This is a genomic window from Amycolatopsis sp. N2S4-7, from assembly GCF_058119595.1.
Genome location: NZ_CP172299.1, coordinates 8,848,965 through 8,863,838 on the forward strand (window position 1 = coordinate 8,848,965; position 14,874 = coordinate 8,863,838).

At 70.3% G+C, this 14,874-nt stretch carries 11 protein-coding genes; 3 read left to right on the forward strand and 8 right to left on the reverse strand.

Translation table 11 applies throughout. The features are described 5' to 3' along the window. Positions 1-69 precede the first annotated feature (69 nt). Positions 70-1,404 (forward strand): LVIVD repeat-containing protein, encoded by a 1,335-nt coding sequence (locus tag ACH54P_RS41715; protein WP_489908815.1) that lies wholly within the window; start codon positions 70-72, stop codon positions 1,402-1,404. Here the strand turns inward: ACH54P_RS41715 and ACH54P_RS41720 are convergent. From ACH54P_RS41720 to ACH54P_RS41750, 7 genes are all read right to left on the reverse strand, one after another. Next, positions 1,401-2,975, reverse strand: coding sequence for a glycoside hydrolase family 13 protein (locus tag ACH54P_RS41720; protein WP_489908816.1), 1,575 nt, complete (start codon positions 2,973-2,975; stop codon positions 1,401-1,403). The genes ACH54P_RS41715 and ACH54P_RS41720 overlap by 4 nt on opposite strands. 34 nt (positions 2,976-3,009) lie before the next feature. After that, positions 3,010-3,879 carry a carbohydrate ABC transporter permease gene (locus ACH54P_RS41725; protein WP_489908817.1) on the reverse strand — a complete coding sequence of 290 codons (870 nt, stop codon included), beginning with the start codon at positions 3,877-3,879 and terminating at the stop codon, positions 3,010-3,012. Next, complete coding sequence (locus tag ACH54P_RS41730; protein ID WP_489908818.1) at positions 3,876-4,844, reverse strand: carbohydrate ABC transporter permease; 969 nt, start codon at positions 4,842-4,844, stop codon at positions 3,876-3,878. The genes ACH54P_RS41725 and ACH54P_RS41730 overlap by 4 nt, the downstream gene beginning before the upstream one ends. Continuing rightward, positions 4,822-6,198, reverse strand: a complete 1,377-nt coding sequence (locus ACH54P_RS41735; RefSeq protein WP_489908819.1) for an ABC transporter substrate-binding protein — start codon at positions 6,196-6,198, stop codon at positions 4,822-4,824. The genes ACH54P_RS41730 and ACH54P_RS41735 overlap by 23 nt, the downstream gene beginning before the upstream one ends. 763 nt (positions 6,199-6,961) lie before the next feature. Next, positions 6,962-7,969 carry a LacI family DNA-binding transcriptional regulator gene (locus tag ACH54P_RS41740; RefSeq protein ID WP_489908820.1) on the reverse strand — a complete coding sequence of 336 codons (1,008 nt, stop codon included), beginning with the start codon at positions 7,967-7,969 and terminating at the stop codon, positions 6,962-6,964. A gap of 86 nt (positions 7,970-8,055) precedes the next feature. Beyond that, positions 8,056-10,251 (reverse strand): discoidin domain-containing protein, encoded by a 2,196-nt coding sequence (locus ACH54P_RS41745; protein ID WP_489908821.1) that lies wholly within the window; start codon positions 10,249-10,251, stop codon positions 8,056-8,058. 6 nt (positions 10,252-10,257) lie between these two features. Then, positions 10,258-12,495, reverse strand: coding sequence for a discoidin domain-containing protein (locus ACH54P_RS41750; protein WP_489908822.1), 2,238 nt, complete (start codon positions 12,493-12,495; stop codon positions 10,258-10,260). Positions 12,496-12,693: 198 nt separating this feature from the next. Here ACH54P_RS41750 and ACH54P_RS41755 point away from each other — a divergent pair, with 198 nt between their 5' ends. Together ACH54P_RS41755 and ACH54P_RS41760 are read left to right on the forward strand one after the other, a co-directional pair. Further along, the gene (locus tag ACH54P_RS41755) at positions 12,694-13,476 is read left to right on the forward strand and encodes a class I SAM-dependent methyltransferase (protein ID WP_489908823.1); all 783 of its coding nucleotides are present in this window, start codon (positions 12,694-12,696) and stop codon (positions 13,474-13,476) included. Continuing rightward, positions 13,473-14,381, forward strand: coding sequence for an alpha/beta hydrolase fold domain-containing protein (locus tag ACH54P_RS41760; protein ID WP_489908824.1), 909 nt, complete (start codon positions 13,473-13,475; stop codon positions 14,379-14,381). Before ACH54P_RS41755 ends, ACH54P_RS41760 begins: the two co-directional genes overlap by 4 nt. A gap of 15 nt (positions 14,382-14,396) precedes the next feature. Here the strand turns inward: ACH54P_RS41760 and ACH54P_RS41765 are convergent, their stop codons facing one another. After that, positions 14,397-14,858 carry a MarR family winged helix-turn-helix transcriptional regulator gene (locus tag ACH54P_RS41765; protein WP_489908825.1) on the reverse strand — a complete coding sequence of 154 codons (462 nt, stop codon included), beginning with the start codon at positions 14,856-14,858 and terminating at the stop codon, positions 14,397-14,399. Positions 14,859-14,874 lie beyond the last annotated feature (16 nt).

Sequence of the window (14,874 nt, forward strand, 5' to 3'; positions counted from 1 at the left end):
GGTTGTGTCCGGTTGATCTCCGTCGTACCGTTCGGTTGGTCACGCTCGTAGCGTTCTGGGAGGTTCCGCGTGCGCACCTGGTTGCGGTCGTGCTTCGCCGCCGTCACCGTCAGCGCCACCCTGGTCGCGACCGGGTTACCGGCCGCCGCCTGCGGCGAGGACGACAAACCCGCCGTACCGGCCGCCCGCACGGCGGGTGACCCGGGGGCGATCAAGAACGTCCGGCCGGTCGGCAACGTGCCCGACGCCGCCGGCGCCATCTCGATCAACTTCCTCCAGTACCACCACCACCGGGACGTGATGGTCGTGTCCGGCGAGTTCGGGCTGAAGGTCTACGACCTGAAGGACCCGGTGGCGCCGAAGCTGGTCGGCCAGGTCAGCATGCCGGGGCTGTGGGAGACCGAGGACACCGAGGTCGACCCGGACCGCAAGCTGGTGTTCCTGTCGCGGGACCCGCGTGCGTTCGGCGGCACCACCCACACCGGCGAGTCCGGCATCTACGTCGTGGACGTCTCGAAGCCCGAGGCCCCGGCGATCCTCAGCTACGTGAAGGTGCCGGCCGGCCACACGACCAGCTGCGTCGACGGCTGCCGCTACCTGTGGACCGGCGGCCCGGCGAAGGCCGACGACCAGCCGGCCGACTGGGGTGGCCGCCCGATCTGGGTCACCGACATCCGCGACCCGAAGCACCCGAAGGTCAACCCGGAGCCGATCGAGCTGGCCCGCAACGACGGCAAGACCGACTACGTGCACGACGTGCAGGTCGACGACAACGGCGTGGCCTGGGTGTCCGGCCGCGGCGGCGTGCGCGGCTACTGGACGAACGGCGTGCACCGCGACCCGCTGACGAACAAGCTCCGCCGCGCGACCGCGCACGAGCCGGTGCCCTACGCCGGCGGCGGCATCTCGGAGACGGCGGCGCCGTCGCGGTTCATGCACAACAGCTTCCACCCGGCCGGCCACCGCGCCGCGGACGGCGCCTGGCGCGGCCAGGACCTGATCTACGCGACGGAGGAGAACTTCGTCGACGGCTGCGCGGGCGACGGCGTCCTGACGATCTCTTCGCTCGAAGGGTCCTACCACGGCGAAGGCTGGCGTTCGACGCCGGAACAGCCGTTCCGGCTCCGCAGCGTCGGCACCTGGAGCGTCGAAGGGCAGGAGGGCAGCGACCCGGCGTCCGACGACTGCTCCGCACACTACTTCGACGTCCGCGGCAAGGTCCTGGTGCAGTCGTTCTACGCGCAGGGCACGCGCTTCCTCGACGTCAGCGACCCGACGAACCCGCGGCAGATCGCCTACTACCGCCCGGGCGACGCGAGCGCGTGGGCGCCGTACTGGCACGGCCGGTATGTCTACGTCGCGGACAACGTCCGCGGCGTAGACATCCTGCAGCTGACCGCCTAGGACTTCAGCCAGACAGCGGTGTCGGTCGGCAGCTCCCCGCCGCCGACCGGCCCGCTGGCCAGCAGGACTTCGCCGTCCGGGAGCGGGATCGGCCCGGCCGAGAAGTTCAGCACGAACGTGAACCCCCGCCGGAACGCCAGCACGCCCTCGGCCGGCGCAAGCCACTCGAACCCGTCCGCCGGAAGCTCCCGCCGCAGCCGCAGGCCCGCGCGGTACAGCGACAGCATCGACGCCGGATCCGCCGCCTCGGCCTCGGCCGTGTACCCCGCCCACTCGCCGGGCTGCGGCAGCCAGGCGCCGCCCGAGCCGAAGCCGAACGGCGGGGCGTCGCCGGACCACGGGATCGGCACGCGGCAGCCGTCGCGGCCGGGGTCGGCGCCGTTCGTGCGGGCCCACACCGGGTCCTGCCGCAGCTCGTCGGGGATGTCCAGGACCTCCCACAGCCCGAGCTCTTCGCCCTGGTAGACGTACAGCCCGCCGGGCAGGGCCAGCGTCAGCAGCGCCGCCGCCCGGGCCCGCCGGGTGCCCAGCTCCCGGTCCACCGGCAGCTCGTGCAGGCGGTTCGCGAAGCTGAACCCGGTGTCCCCCTGCCGTCCGTACCGCGTGACGTGCCGCGTGACGTCGTGGTTCGACAGCACCCACGCGGCCGGCGCGCCGACCTCGTCGTGCGCCTTCAGCGTCCGGTCGATGACGTCGCGGAAGCGCTTGGCGTCCCACGGGCAGACCAGGAAGTCGAAGTTGAACGCCGAGTGCAGCTCGTCGCGGCGCAGGTAGCGCGCCGCGCGGGACATGTCCGGCAGCCACATCTCGCCGACCAGCACCCGCTCGCCCGCGTAGCTGTCCGCGATCTTGCGCCACGACCGGTAGATCTCGTGCAGGCCCTCCTGGTCGGAGAACGGCGTCTCGTCGCCGTCGTCGACGTCGGGCAGCCGCGGGTCCTTGACCAGCCCGTCGGCGACGTCGATGCGGAAGCCGTCGACGCCGCGGTCGAACCAGAACCGCAGCACGTCCTCGAACTCCGCCCGGATCTCCGGGTTGTCCCAGTTGAAGTCGGGCTGGCGCGAGCTGTAGAGGTGCAGGTACCACTCGCCGTCCGGCACGCGCGTCCACGCGGACCCGCCGAAGCGCGACTTCCAGTTGTTCGGCGGTTCGCTGCCGTCCGGGCCGCGGCCGGGCCGGAACCAGAACCGCTGCCGCTCCGCCGAGTTCGGGCCGGCCGCGACGGCCGCCTGGAACCACCGGTGCTCGTCGGAGCAGTGGTTGGGCACGATGTCGATGATCACCCGGATACCCCGGGCGTGCGCCTCGGCGATCAGCTCCTCCGCCTCGGCGAGGGTGCCGAACAGCGGCTCGATGTCGCGGAAGTCGGCGACGTCGTAGCCGCCGTCGTCCATCGGCGACGGGTACCACGGGGTGAACCAGATCGCGTCGATCCCCAGGTCGGCCAGGTGGTCCAGCCGGGCGCGCACGCCGGCGAGGTCGCCGACGCCGTCGCCGTTGCCGTCCGCGAAGCTGCGGATGTAGACCTGGTAGATCGCCGCGCTCCGCCACCAGCCGGTCTTGTCGGTCACGAAAGTGCCCCTCCTAGTCGTTGTGAAACCCGGCTCAGCCCTTGACGCTGCCGGCGGTCAGCCCGGCGAGGATCTGCCGCTGGAACGCCAGGAACAGCGCCACCATCGGCAGGCTGGCCAGCACCATCCCGGCGACGAGCACGTTGAGCGGCATGTCGATCGCCACCCGTTGCAGCATCACCGAGAGCGTCTGCTTTTCGGTGTCCGGGAACACCAGCAGCGGCCAGATGAAGTCCTTCCACGCGGTGACCACCGCGAGGATCGACACCACGGCCAGGATCGGCCGCGAGATCGGCAGGATGATCCGCCAGAGCGTGCGCACCGGCCCGGCGCCGTCGATGCGCGCCGCCTCGATCAGCTCGTCCGGGATCTGGTCGAAGAACCGCTTCAGCAGGTAGATGTTGAACGCGTTCGCCGCCGCGGGCAGCCAGACCGCGGTCGGCGAGTTGATCAGGTTCAGGTGCAGCAGCGGCAGGTCCGTCACCGTCACGTAGGTCGGGACGAGCAGGGCCGTCGCGGGCAGCATCAGCGTCGCCAGCATGAGCCCGAGCACGACGTTGCCGAACTTGGGCCGCAGCTTCGACAGCGCGAACGCGGCCGGGACGTCGATGGCCAGCTGCGCCAGCCACGCGCCACCGGCGACGATGAGCGTGTTGAGGAAGTACTTGCCGAGGCTCAGCTGGTCCCAGGCGTCGGCGAAGGTCTCCGGGTGCCACTCGTGCGGGACGAGCGTCGCCGGGGTCTGCGCCAGCTCCTGCGGTGACTTCATCGCCCCCGTGATCACCCAGTAGAGCGGAAACATGAAGGCCAGGACGAACACCAGGAGCGTGCAGGCGAAGACCACGCCGTAGACGGCCTTGCCGCGCGGGCTGCGCAACGCGCCGGGGGAGACGAGGGTTCTCATGACTGGTCCGCCTTCCGGGTCAGCCGGACGTACCAGGCCGAGAACACGCCGAGCGCCACGAACAGCAGCAGGCTCATCGCGCTGGCCGAGCCGAAGTCGTTGTAGACGAAGGCGTAGCGGTACAGGAGGAGGAGCACGGTGACCGTGGAGTCGTCCGGGCCGCCGCCGGTCATCACGTACGGCTCGGTGAACACCTGCATCGTCGCGACGATCTGCAGCAGCAGGAGCACCAGCAGCACGAACCGGGTCTGCGGGAACGTCACGTGCCGCAGCCGCTTCCACAGCCCGGCGCCGTCGAGTTCCGCGGCTTCGTACAGCTCGCCGGGGATCGTGCCGAGCGCGGCCAGGTAGATGAGCGTGGTGCTGCCCATGTTGGCCCACGTCGAGACGAAGACCAGCGACAGCATCGCCGTGGTGGAGGAGTCGAGCCACTGGCCGCCGGGCAGGCCGACCGCGCCGAGTGCGGAGTTGAACAGGCCGGGACCCGGGTCGTAGAACCACTTCCACATCAGCGCGGTGACCACGGGGGGCAGCATCACCGGCAGGTAGACGGCGAGCCGGAAGAACGCCTTCGCGTGCCGGATTTCGTTGAGCAGCACCGCGGTCAGGAACGGGACGGCGAACCCGAAGACCAGCGCGAGCCCGGTGAACAGCAGCGTGTTGCGCCAGGCGACGCCGAACAGCGGGTCTTCGAACAGGCGCGTGAAGTTGCCGAACCCGACCCACGTCGGCGCGTTGACGAAGTCGACCTGCTGGAAGCTGAGCAGCACACCCCGGACGATCGGGTACCAGGAGAACAGGGCGAACACCACGAGCGCGGCGCAGAGCAGGCCGTACGCGGTGAGGTTCTCCTTGAGCTTGCGCCTGATCCGGGTCCGGTTCACCTGCGTTGCGGCCGGGCGCCCGGCCCGCGACGGTTTCGCCGCGGGCCAGGCGAGGAGGCTACTTGACCTGGGCGAGGACACTGTTGACCTTCGACGCGGCCGACGAGAGCTGCTGGTCGATGTTCGCGTTTTGGTCGGTCAGCACGGCCTGCATCACGCTGTCGAGCGCGGCGTAGATCTGCTGCGCGTTCGGCGGCTCGATGCTGCCCTTGATGTTGCTCGTGGTGTCCACGTAGGACTGGTAGTTCGCGGCGGGGACGTTGGCGTACTTGGCCTTCAGCGCCAGCTGCTGCTCGCGCACCGCGCCCTTCCAGACGTCCGGGGTCGGCTCGGCGGGCAGGCCGACCGGCTGCTTGCCGTCGACGTACTGCTGGATGTGCTTTTCGAAGCGGTCCGGGTTGAGGTACTTCCACTGGATCCACTCGAGGCCGGCCTTGACCTTCTCCGGCGAGGCCTTCGGGTTCAGCATGTAGCCCTCGCCGCCGAGCAGGGTGCCCTGGCCGCCGGGCATGCCGGCGACGCCGTAGTCCTCGTACTTGCCGTTGAACTGCTTGACCAGGACGGGCACGTTGTCCGGGGCGGCCATGTACATGCCGAGCTGGCCGGCGCCCATCATGCGCTGCACGTCCTGGGCCTCGAGGAGCTGCTTGGCGCCCATGGAGTTGTCGGTCCAGCGCATGTCGTGCAGGTACTGGAGGGCCTTCTTGCCCTTTTCGTTGTCGAAGTCGGCGACCCACTTGTCGCCGTCCTTGCGGGCGATGTCGCCGCCCATGGAGTAGAGCCAGCCGGTCAGGTGCCAGCCGCCCTGGTTGTTCTTGCTGTAGTCGGCGTACCCGACGACGCCGTTGCCCAGCGCGGAGATCTTCTTCGCGGCTTCGCGGACTTCGTCCCAGGTCTTCGGCGGCGTGTTCGGGTCGAGCCCGGCCTTCTGGAACAGCGGGCGGCTGTAGAGCAGGCCCATCGTGTAGTTCATGGTCGGCAGGCCGTAGAGCTTGCCGGTGGCGTCACGGAAGTTGTCGAGGAGTTCCGGTTTGATGTCGTCAATGTGCGGAACGCTCTTCGCGGCTTCCGTGATGTCCGCGGCTTGGTGCCGGGCGATGATCTGCGCCGGATCGGTGAAGTAGACGTAGTAGACGTCTTCCAGCTGCCCGCCGGCGAGCTTCGCCGAGAAGGTCTTGGGGTCCATGAACCCCTCGTGCGGGTCGATGTCGATGTTCGGGTGGGAAGCCTCGAACTCCTTGACGTCGGCGTCGAAGACGCTGCGCTCGAACGGCTGGCTGGTCGGCGGCTGGCCGGTGACCGTGATCTTCACCTTCCCGCCGGTCTGCGCGGCGTCATCGCCATCACCGCAGGCGGCCACGGTGAGCGCGAGCCCACCGGCGGCCAGCAGGCAGAACACGCGCCGGGGCAAGGATCGGGACCGGGGACTGCTCATCTCAAGCCTCTTCTCAGGGTCGCGACGGCTGTCACGTGATTGCGGTCACTCTAAAGTGTGAGAGCAGATCGACGCAATAAGACGACGAGAAGTTGCAAGTTACGAACAGGACGCGTAGTCCACAGGAGGGCCGCGATGTGGACAAGTACGCCCGGCTCAGGCCGTACCCCGGCTTTTCGTCGGGGGGCGCCGATACGCTGGACAAGGGCACGCCCCCCAGGGAGGGCGGGGGCTGTTTCGGGGCGGGGGCGTGGCCGGGGCGGGCGCAAAAAGCGCGATGGTCCGGGTGCTCGGAGAGTCGGTCGCGTCGCTGGAGGGTCGGCTCGGCAGGCGGACGAGCCGGCTGCCGGGGTGCGTGAGCCGACCGTCGGGGTACGCGAGCCGACTGCGGGGGTGTGTGAGCCGACCGTCGGGGTACGCGAGCCGACTGCGGGGGTGTGTGAGCCGACCGTCGGGGTACGCGAGCCGACTGCGGGGTGTGTGAGCCGACCGTCGGGGTACGCGAGCCGACTGCGGGGGTGTGTGAGCCGACTGCGGGGGTACGCGAGCCGACTGCCGGGGTACGTGAACCGACTGCCGGGGTACGTGAACCGACTGCCTGGGTACGTGAACCGACTGCCTGGTGCGTCAGGCGCCGGGAGGGCGCTGCGTGAGCGGAGGGTTTCGAACCCGTCGCTCACCCGGCCAACAGCCTGCCCTGGTCGGGCTGGGGCGTACGAAAAAGGCGCGGCAGCCGAAGCTGCCGCGCCCTGAGCCCCGAGCCTCAGGCGATCCGGCGCGCCGTCGACCCCCGGACCACCAGTTCCGGGGCGAACAGCAGCTCCTCCGCCGCCACCTCGCCGCCGTTGATGCGCTTCACCAGGAGCTCCACCACCGCCCGGCCCATCGCCTCGATCGGCTGGCGCGTGGTCGTCAGGGGCGGGTCCGTGCAGTTCATCAGCGCCGAGTCGTCGTAGCCGACCACCGAAATGTCGTCCGGCACCGACAGCCCCTGCCGGCGAGCCGCTCGGACCGCGCCCAGGGCCAGCAGGTCGCTCGCGCACAGCACCGCCGTCGCGCCGCGGGGGTACAGGCGGGCCGCCGCCGCGTGGCCGCCCTCGATCGAGAACATCCCGTGTTCCACCAGCTCGTCCAGCACCGGCAACCCCAGCTTCGCCGCGTACGCCTGGAACGCTTCGAGCTTCCGCTGGGACGGCACGTGGTCCGACGGCCCGAGCACCAGCCCGATCTTCTCGTGCCCGAGCGAGCTCAGGTGCCCGACGACCTGCTCGACCGCCACGGCGTCGTCGCACGAGACCTGCGGCAGCCCGAGGTGGTCGACCGCCGCGTTGATCAGCACCGTCGGGAGCCGCCGCTCGACGAGGTGGTGGTAGTGCGAATGCACCGCGTCCGCCTGCGCGTACAGCCCGCCGGCGAACACCACGCCCGACACCTGCTGCTGCAGGAGCAGCTCGACGTACTCCGCCTCCGACACCCCGCCCGCGGTCCGGGTGCACAGCACCGGCGTGAACCCCTGCTGGGCGAGGGCGTTGCCCATGATCTCGGCCAGCGCCGGGAAGATCGGGTTCTGCAGTTCCGGCAGCACCAGCCCGACGAGGCGGGCGCGCTCGCCGCGCAGCTGGGTGGGTCGCTCGTACCCCATCACGTCCAGCGCGGTGAGCACGGCGGCGCGGGTGCTGGCGGAAACCCCGGACCGGCCGTTGAGCACCCGGCTGACCGTGGCTTCACTGACCCCGACCTGGCGGGCGACTTCGGCAAGGCGACGCGTCATGGCTGAAACTTTACAGCAACCGAGCGCAAAAGTAAGACAAGCCCGTACCGGTGTCACGACCGGTACGGGCTTGCGGAGCGTCCGGGTTACGAAGCCGCCACCTCGAACTCGGACACCTGACCGGCGGGCCAGCCGGTGTTGCCGGTGAACGTCAGCCGCACGAAGCGCTGGGACGTCGCCGTGAACGAAACCGACGCCGTGTTGCCGGAAGCCGGGTCGAACGCGTAGCCGCGCGAACCCACCAGCGTCGTGTACGAGCCGCCGTCGGTGCTGCCGGAGATCGTCACCGTCTGCGTCCGCGCGCCCCACGCCGACGACGGCGGCAGCCGCAGCGTCACCTTGTTGATCGACGAAGCCGCGCCGAGGTCCACCGTCAGCGTCTGCGGGAACGCGTTGTTCGCGCTCTCCCAGTACGTGTCCGCGTTGCCGTCGTTCGCGTTCGACGGCGGAAAGCCACCGACGGACGCCGACGCGCTGATCGCCTTGCCGCGCGCGAGGTTGCTGCCGGACGTAGGTGGCTGCGGCGGCCCCGAGTTCGGCGCGGGCCACGTCGAGCAGTCACCCCAGGTGCCGGTCCAACCGCTGTTGCCCGACCCGCTGAAGGTCATGCGCGGGATCGACGTCGGGTACGGGCAGTTGTACGTCCCGGTGACGCCGACGCCGGACGCCGTCAGGTTGCTGATCGACACCGATCCCTGCGTCTGCGACTGCGCCACGAACGTGCCGACGCCCTGCACCGTGACGCCGTCGATCGTGACGCCCTGGATCGGCTTGCCGGCGCCGTTGCCGTCGATGAACTGGATCGCCTCGTACGGGCTCTGGATCGCGGTGAACCCGGTGACCCGGATCGTGACGCCGGTGATCGCCTGGTCCCGCGCGTCGAACCACAGCGCGCCCACGCCGAACTGCCAGTTCGGGTCGAGCGCCCCGGCCCGCAGCGCCGTGTTGTTCGACAGCGTGACCGTGCCGGACAGCGGCACCGAGTTGAACCGGTTCGCGACCAGGTAGCCGCCGCCGAGGGCGTTGGTGTCCTGCACCAGGTTGCCGCTGACGGTGTTGTTCGAGCCGCCGTACAGTGCGATGCCGTTGGCCAGGTTCGGCTGCACGATCGTGTTGTTGACCAGCGAGTTGCCCGAGTCGGCCTGGCCGTTGGACCACAGCGCGAGGCCGTCGTCGCCGTTGTTGCGCAGGTAGTTGTTGCGCAGCGTCGAGTTCGTGACGGCGCCGTCGAAGTTCACGCCGTCGGCCTGGGTGTCGAGGATGCGGTTGTTCTCGATGGTGACGTTCGACGACGCGCCGTTCATCAGCCACAGCCCGCACTTGGTGTCCTGGATCCACAGGCCGCTCACGACGGACCCGTTCCCCAGGACGCCGTGGAACGCGTTGTCCGGGCTGCCGTCGTTGCGCTCGGTGACGTCCCCGAACACGGCGAAGTCGTACAGCTTGATGTTCCCGGACGCGCTGCCGTTGTTGAAGATGTTGTTGCCGTGCAGCACCGTGTACCACTGACCCGCGCCGCGGACGGTGGTCTGGTCGATCTGCAGCGCCGACCCGATCTCGAACCGGCCGGACGGCACCCAGACTTCGCGCCCCTGTGAACGCGCCGCCGACAGCGCGTTGCGGAACGCCTGCGAGTCGTCCGAGGAGTCGTTCGCCGTGGCGCCGTAGTCGGTGACGGACAGCGCGTTCGACGGCTTCGTGCCCGCGCCGCCGACCTGCTCGAAGTCGGCGAGGTCGATCGTCGCCTGACCGACGTCACCGGAGTCGGCGGCCACCCGCACCTTCGCGCCGGCGGAGGCGTTCTGCCCGAACAGCAACCGCGCGTCGTCGAAGAAGTGGTGCGTCTTCGCGCCCGGGATCCATGAAGTGTCCACATAGGAATACCGCGACGTCACCGAGAGCCCGCTGCCGAGCTTGGTCCCGTTGACGTACACCGACAACCGGCCCGAGGAGCCGTCCGGGACGCTGTAGTGGACGTTGATCGCGTTCGCTGCCGCGGGCAGCGTGAACTCGACGTACTGGCCGGTCCCGATCCGGACCGCCTGCCGCCCGGAGGCTTCCGAAGCCAGGCTGGCCTGCGTGTAGTCGGGGCCGATGGCCGAGCCGTTCGTCGCCGAGCACTCGGCCTCGACGGTCCGGAACGGCACGCTCGCGCCGCCGGACGCCGTGGTCGGGCAGGTCGCCGCCGCGGCCGGGGTGCTGCCGGACAGCACGGTCAGACCGGACGCGGCGAGAGCGGCGGCAAGCAGCGCCGCGCCGCGGGGAACACGAGACATCATCATCACCTTTCAGGAGGAATAGGCTTCGAGTTCGGACAGCTGCCCGGCGGGCCAGCCGGTGTTGCCGGTGAACGTCAGCCGCAGGGTGCGCACCGACGTCGCCGGGAAGGTCACGGTCGCCGTGTTCCCGGACCCGGGATCGAACGTGTAGGTCGCGGACGCCTTGACGCCGTCGACGGACAGGGTCTGCGTGCGCGCGCCCCACGAAGGCGGCAGCTTCAGCACCAGCCGCGAGACGCTGACCGTGCTGCCGAAGTCGACGGTCAGCGTCTGCGGGGACGCGTTGTTCGAGCTCTCCCAGTAGGAGCTCGCGTTGCCGTCGACGGCGTTGCCCGGCGGGAAACCACCCTGCGAACCGGACGCGCTGACGCTCTTGTGCAACGCGAGGTTCCCGCCCGGCTGAGTCGGGGTGGTGGTCGGGGGAGTGGTCGTGCCGCCGTTGTCCGAGCCGTACACCGGCGTCGGCCACGAGCCGCAGTACGTCGTGGTCCAGCCGGAGTTGCCGCCCTGGTCGGCCAGCCCGCTCATCGCGTCGGATCCCAGGCAGTTGTAGACCCCGGCCCGCCCGATCCCGGTCGCGACGACGTTCTTCACCGAACCCGACGGCTTGGACTGCAGCTGCCAGGCGAACGTGCCGGCGCCGCTGATCCGGACGTTCGTGAAGTGGACGTCCGTGGTGGCACCGTCGATGAACTGGATCGCCTCGTAGTTGTTGTCCAGCAGGTCGAGATCACTGACGTCGACCCGGCCGGTGATCGCCGAGTCGCGGCCGTCGAACCACAGCGCGCCGACGCCGAACTGCCAGTTCGAGTCGAGCACCCCGGTGCGGATCGCGGTGTTGCGCGCGACGGTCGTGGTGCCCGACAGCGGCACCGCGCTGAACCGGTTCGCGATGTGCAGGCCGCCGCCCTGGTCCTGGTTGTCGGCCACGACGTTGTCGGACACCGTGTTGTCGTGCCCGCCGTAGATCGCGATGTTGTTGGCGAGGATCGGCAGCAGCACGGTGTTGAAGGAGAACGTGTTGTGGTGGTCGGCGTCGTGCTCGGACCACATCGCGAGCCCGTCGTCGCCGGTGTTGCGCAGGAAGTTGTTCGTCACGGCTGCGTTGCTGATGCCCTGGTGCAGGTTCAGCCCGTCGGCGGTCTGGTCGAGGACCCGGTTGCCGGACACGGTGAGCCCGTCGAACGGCCCGTCGAGCCAGAGCCCGACCTTCGTGTGCTGCAGCCACAGGTTCTGCACGACCGAGCCGCCGCCCAGCGCCCCGCCGATGGCGTTGGACTGGTCGCAGTCGACGCGCGCGTCGACCTGGCCGATGATCGCGAAGTCGTAGAGCTTCACCGCGCTGCTCACCCCGGGCACGGCGGGATTGCCGGGATACGTGGACGTTCCGCAGCTCGCCGGTTCGCCCTTGCCGAAGATCCCGGCGCGCGGGCCGGTGAGCACCGAGTACCAGGGCCCGGCGCCGCGGATCGTCACCTGGTCGACGGTGATGTGGTGGCCGAGGGTGAACGTCCCGGACGGGATCCAGACTTCCTTGCCCTGGCTGCGAGCCGCGGCGACCGCCGAGTCGAACGCCGGAGCGTCGTCGCTCGTGTCGCCCGCGGTGGCGCCGTAGTCGGTGACGGACACCGAGTTCGCCGGCCGCGTGGCCGCCGCGCCGACCTGCTCGAAGTCGGCGAGGTCGAGCGTCACGGGCGTGACGTCGCCCGCGTCGACCTGCAGCTTGATCTTCGTGCCGGCCGGGTAGGACGTGCCGAGCAGCGCGCGGGTCTCGTCGTAGAAGTGGTGCGCGTGACCGTCACCCGGGTTGTTGGTGAACGGGTACGAGCCGTAGTACCAGGCCCACTTCGACGTCAGCGCGAGGTCACGGTTGTGGGTGCCGCCGACGTACAGCGAGATCGTCCCGGTCACGGAATCCGGGACGCTGTACCGGAAGTCGATCGAGTTCGCCGGTGCGGTGAGCGTGAACTCGACGTACTGGCCCTGGCCGGACAACGTCACGGCCTTGCGGCCGGACGCCTCGCCGGCGAGCGTGCCCGCGGCGCGGTTCGGGCCGATCACGGAACCGTTGGTCGCGGCGGTTTCGGCTTCCTGTTCGAGGAACGGCACGCTCGCGCCGCGCCCGGCGGCGAGCGCCGGACTCCCCGTGGGGGCGGCGGCGATCGTGAGGCCGGCGGCCGTGAGCACGGCCGCGGCCAAAGCGCCGAGTCGTATTTTGGGCGCGCTGAAGACAGAGCTGGGAGACATGGGCAGCACTGGCCTTTCCGCAGCAGGTGGGGACCTCTGTGATCCGGATCATACGAATCCTGGACAGGAAATCGCAATAGTTGGACGAACTTACGCAACTTTGCGACAGGAATTGACGGATGGGCCGGATGCCCGGCGTTCGCTTACGCCTCGCGGAGCAACGCCCTCGACGGCGGACCGCGCTGATAGTTTTCTGTCATGAGCCAGCGACGTGCGGACGGGAGCGCCGGGGACGCGGATTACGGCGCGATCGGCGGGGTCTACACCGACTACCGGAAGCCGGATCCCCGCATCGGCCAGTACATCCTCGACGCGCTGGGCGACGCGCGGACCGTGCTGAACGTCGGCGCGGGCGCCGGCGCCTACGAGCCCGCCGACCGCGAAGTGACGGCGGTCGAGCCGTCCGCGTCGATGCGCGCGCAGCGCCCGGCGCACCTGCCGCCGGCGGTCGACGCGGTCGCCGAGAAGCTGCCGTTCCCGGACCGGGCGTTCGAAGGCGCGATGAGCACGTTCAGCGTGCACCAGTGGAACGACCTGTGGGCCGGGCTGAAGGAGATGCGCCGGGTGACCCGCGGCCCGATCGCCATCCTGACCTGCGACCCGGCGCTGCTGCGGAGGTTCTGGCTGCTCGACTACGCGCCCGAGGTGATCGAGACCGAGGCGGGGCGCTACCCGTCGGTCGACGACATCGCCGACGGGCTCGGCGGCCACACTTCGGTGCTGGGCGTGCCGATCCCGATCGACTGCACCGACGGCTTCAACGAGGCCTACTACGCCCGGCCGGAACGCCTGCTCGACCCGGGCGCGCGGCTGTCGTGCTCGGCGTGGAGCTTCGTCGACGACCGCGTGCACCACCGCTTCGCCGCCGAGCTGCGGCACGACCTCGACGACGGCACGTGGGAACGCCGCTACGGCAAGCTGCGGGAACAGCCCGCCTTCGACGGGTCGCTGGTGCTCGTCGTCTCGGATCCCACGCGATGACCCCGCCGCCCTTCGACGCCGAGCTGGCGCCCGTCGTCGAAACCCTGCGCGCCCTGCGCCCGCCCTTGGCTTCGCTCGAGGACATCCCCGGCCGTCGGGAGCTGAACGCGGCCGAGCACCGGACCGTCGCGGAGCTGGCCGCCGCGTACCCGGCGTACAAGGTTGCCGAGGAGTACGCGGGAGACGTCCCGCTGCTGGTGATGACGCCGGAGTCGAGCGCGGGTGTCCTCTACTACGTGCACGGCGGCGGCACGATCGTCGGCAGCCACCTCGGCGCCGACGTGCCGAACCTCCTGGCCTGGGCGGGCGAGGCGAACCTGACCGTGGTCTCGCCCGGCTACCGGCTCGCCCCCGAGCACCCGTATCCGGCGCCGCTCGAGGACTGCTACGCCGGTCTGCTGTGGACGGCCGAGCGGTTCGCTGCCCCGCTGGTGCTCGGCGGGGTCAGCGCGGGCGGCGGGCTCGCGGCCGCGACCGCGTTGCTGGCCCGCGACCGCGGCGGGCCGTCCCTCGCCGGGCAGCTGCTGCTCTGCCCGATGCTCGACGACCGCAACGACACGCCGTCGGCCGTCGACCTGGACGGCCGCGGACTGTGGGACCGCACGGCCAACAACGTCGGCTGGACAGCGTACCTGGGCGACCTCGAAGACGTCCCGGCGTATGCGGCGCCGGCCCGGGCCGAGGATCTTTCGGGCCTGCCGCCGGCGTTCCTGGACGTCGGCACCGCCGAGACGTTCCGCGACGAGGTTGTCGCCTACGCGAGCCGCATCTGGCAGGCGGGCGGCGAAGCGGAACTGCACGTGTGGCCGGGCGGCTTCCACGGCTTCGACTCGCTGGCGCCGGAAGCGCGGCTCAGCCGGGCGGCGCGCGCCGCCCGGCTGACCTGGTTGCGCCGCCTGCTCTGAACCCGCGTCGCCCCGTCAGCCTGTCGGGAGCCCGATGTCCTGCTCTTCGAGCGCTTGGCGAAGCGCCGCGAACGCCGGGACGAGACTTCGGGCCCGCTCCTCGCCGATCGCGGGGGCCATCAGCCTCTCGAGCTGCTCGCGGAAGGTCCGCTCCGCCGCGGCAGTCAGCTCCCGGCCCGCGGACGTCAGTTCGATGAGCGAGGAGCGCCGGTCCGCGGGGTGGGGCACCCGCCGGACCCAGCCGCGCGCCGCGAGGCGGTCGATGCCCTTGCTGGTCGCGCCGATGCCGATGGCGAAGGTCGTGGCGATGTCGGCGACCCGGGAGCGCGGGTGGTGACGCAGGTGGCGCAGCAACTCGAACTGCGAGGTGACGATGCCGTGCTCGGCCTTGAGCCGCTCGCCGACGGCGTTGTAGAGCCGGGTCTCGCACCGCACGAGGTGGTCGAAAAGCTGCTCGGTCGCCGATGTGCATGCCACGGCATGTACTCTAACA

Excerpts from the sequence above, each read along its gene's own strand:
- ACH54P_RS41725 (WP_489908817.1), bottom strand. The coding sequence starts at position 3,879 with ATGAGAACCCTCGTCTCCCCCGGCGCGTTGCGCAGCCCGCGCGGCAAG.
- ACH54P_RS41735 (WP_489908819.1), bottom strand. The coding sequence starts at position 6,198 with ATGAGCAGTCCCCGGTCCCGATCCTTGCCCCGGCGCGTGTTCTGCCTG.
- ACH54P_RS41740 (WP_489908820.1), bottom strand. The coding sequence starts at position 7,969 with ATGACGCGTCGCCTTGCCGAAGTCGCCCGCCAGGTCGGGGTCAGTGAA.
- ACH54P_RS41745 (WP_489908821.1), bottom strand. The coding sequence starts at position 10,251 with ATGATGATGTCTCGTGTTCCCCGCGGCGCGGCGCTGCTTGCCGCCGCT.
- ACH54P_RS41750 (WP_489908822.1), bottom strand. The coding sequence starts at position 12,495 with ATGTCTCCCAGCTCTGTCTTCAGCGCGCCCAAAATACGACTCGGCGCT.
- ACH54P_RS41755 (WP_489908823.1), top strand. The coding sequence starts at position 12,694 with ATGAGCCAGCGACGTGCGGACGGGAGCGCCGGGGACGCGGATTACGGC.
- ACH54P_RS41760 (WP_489908824.1), top strand. The coding sequence starts at position 13,473 with ATGACCCCGCCGCCCTTCGACGCCGAGCTGGCGCCCGTCGTCGAAACC.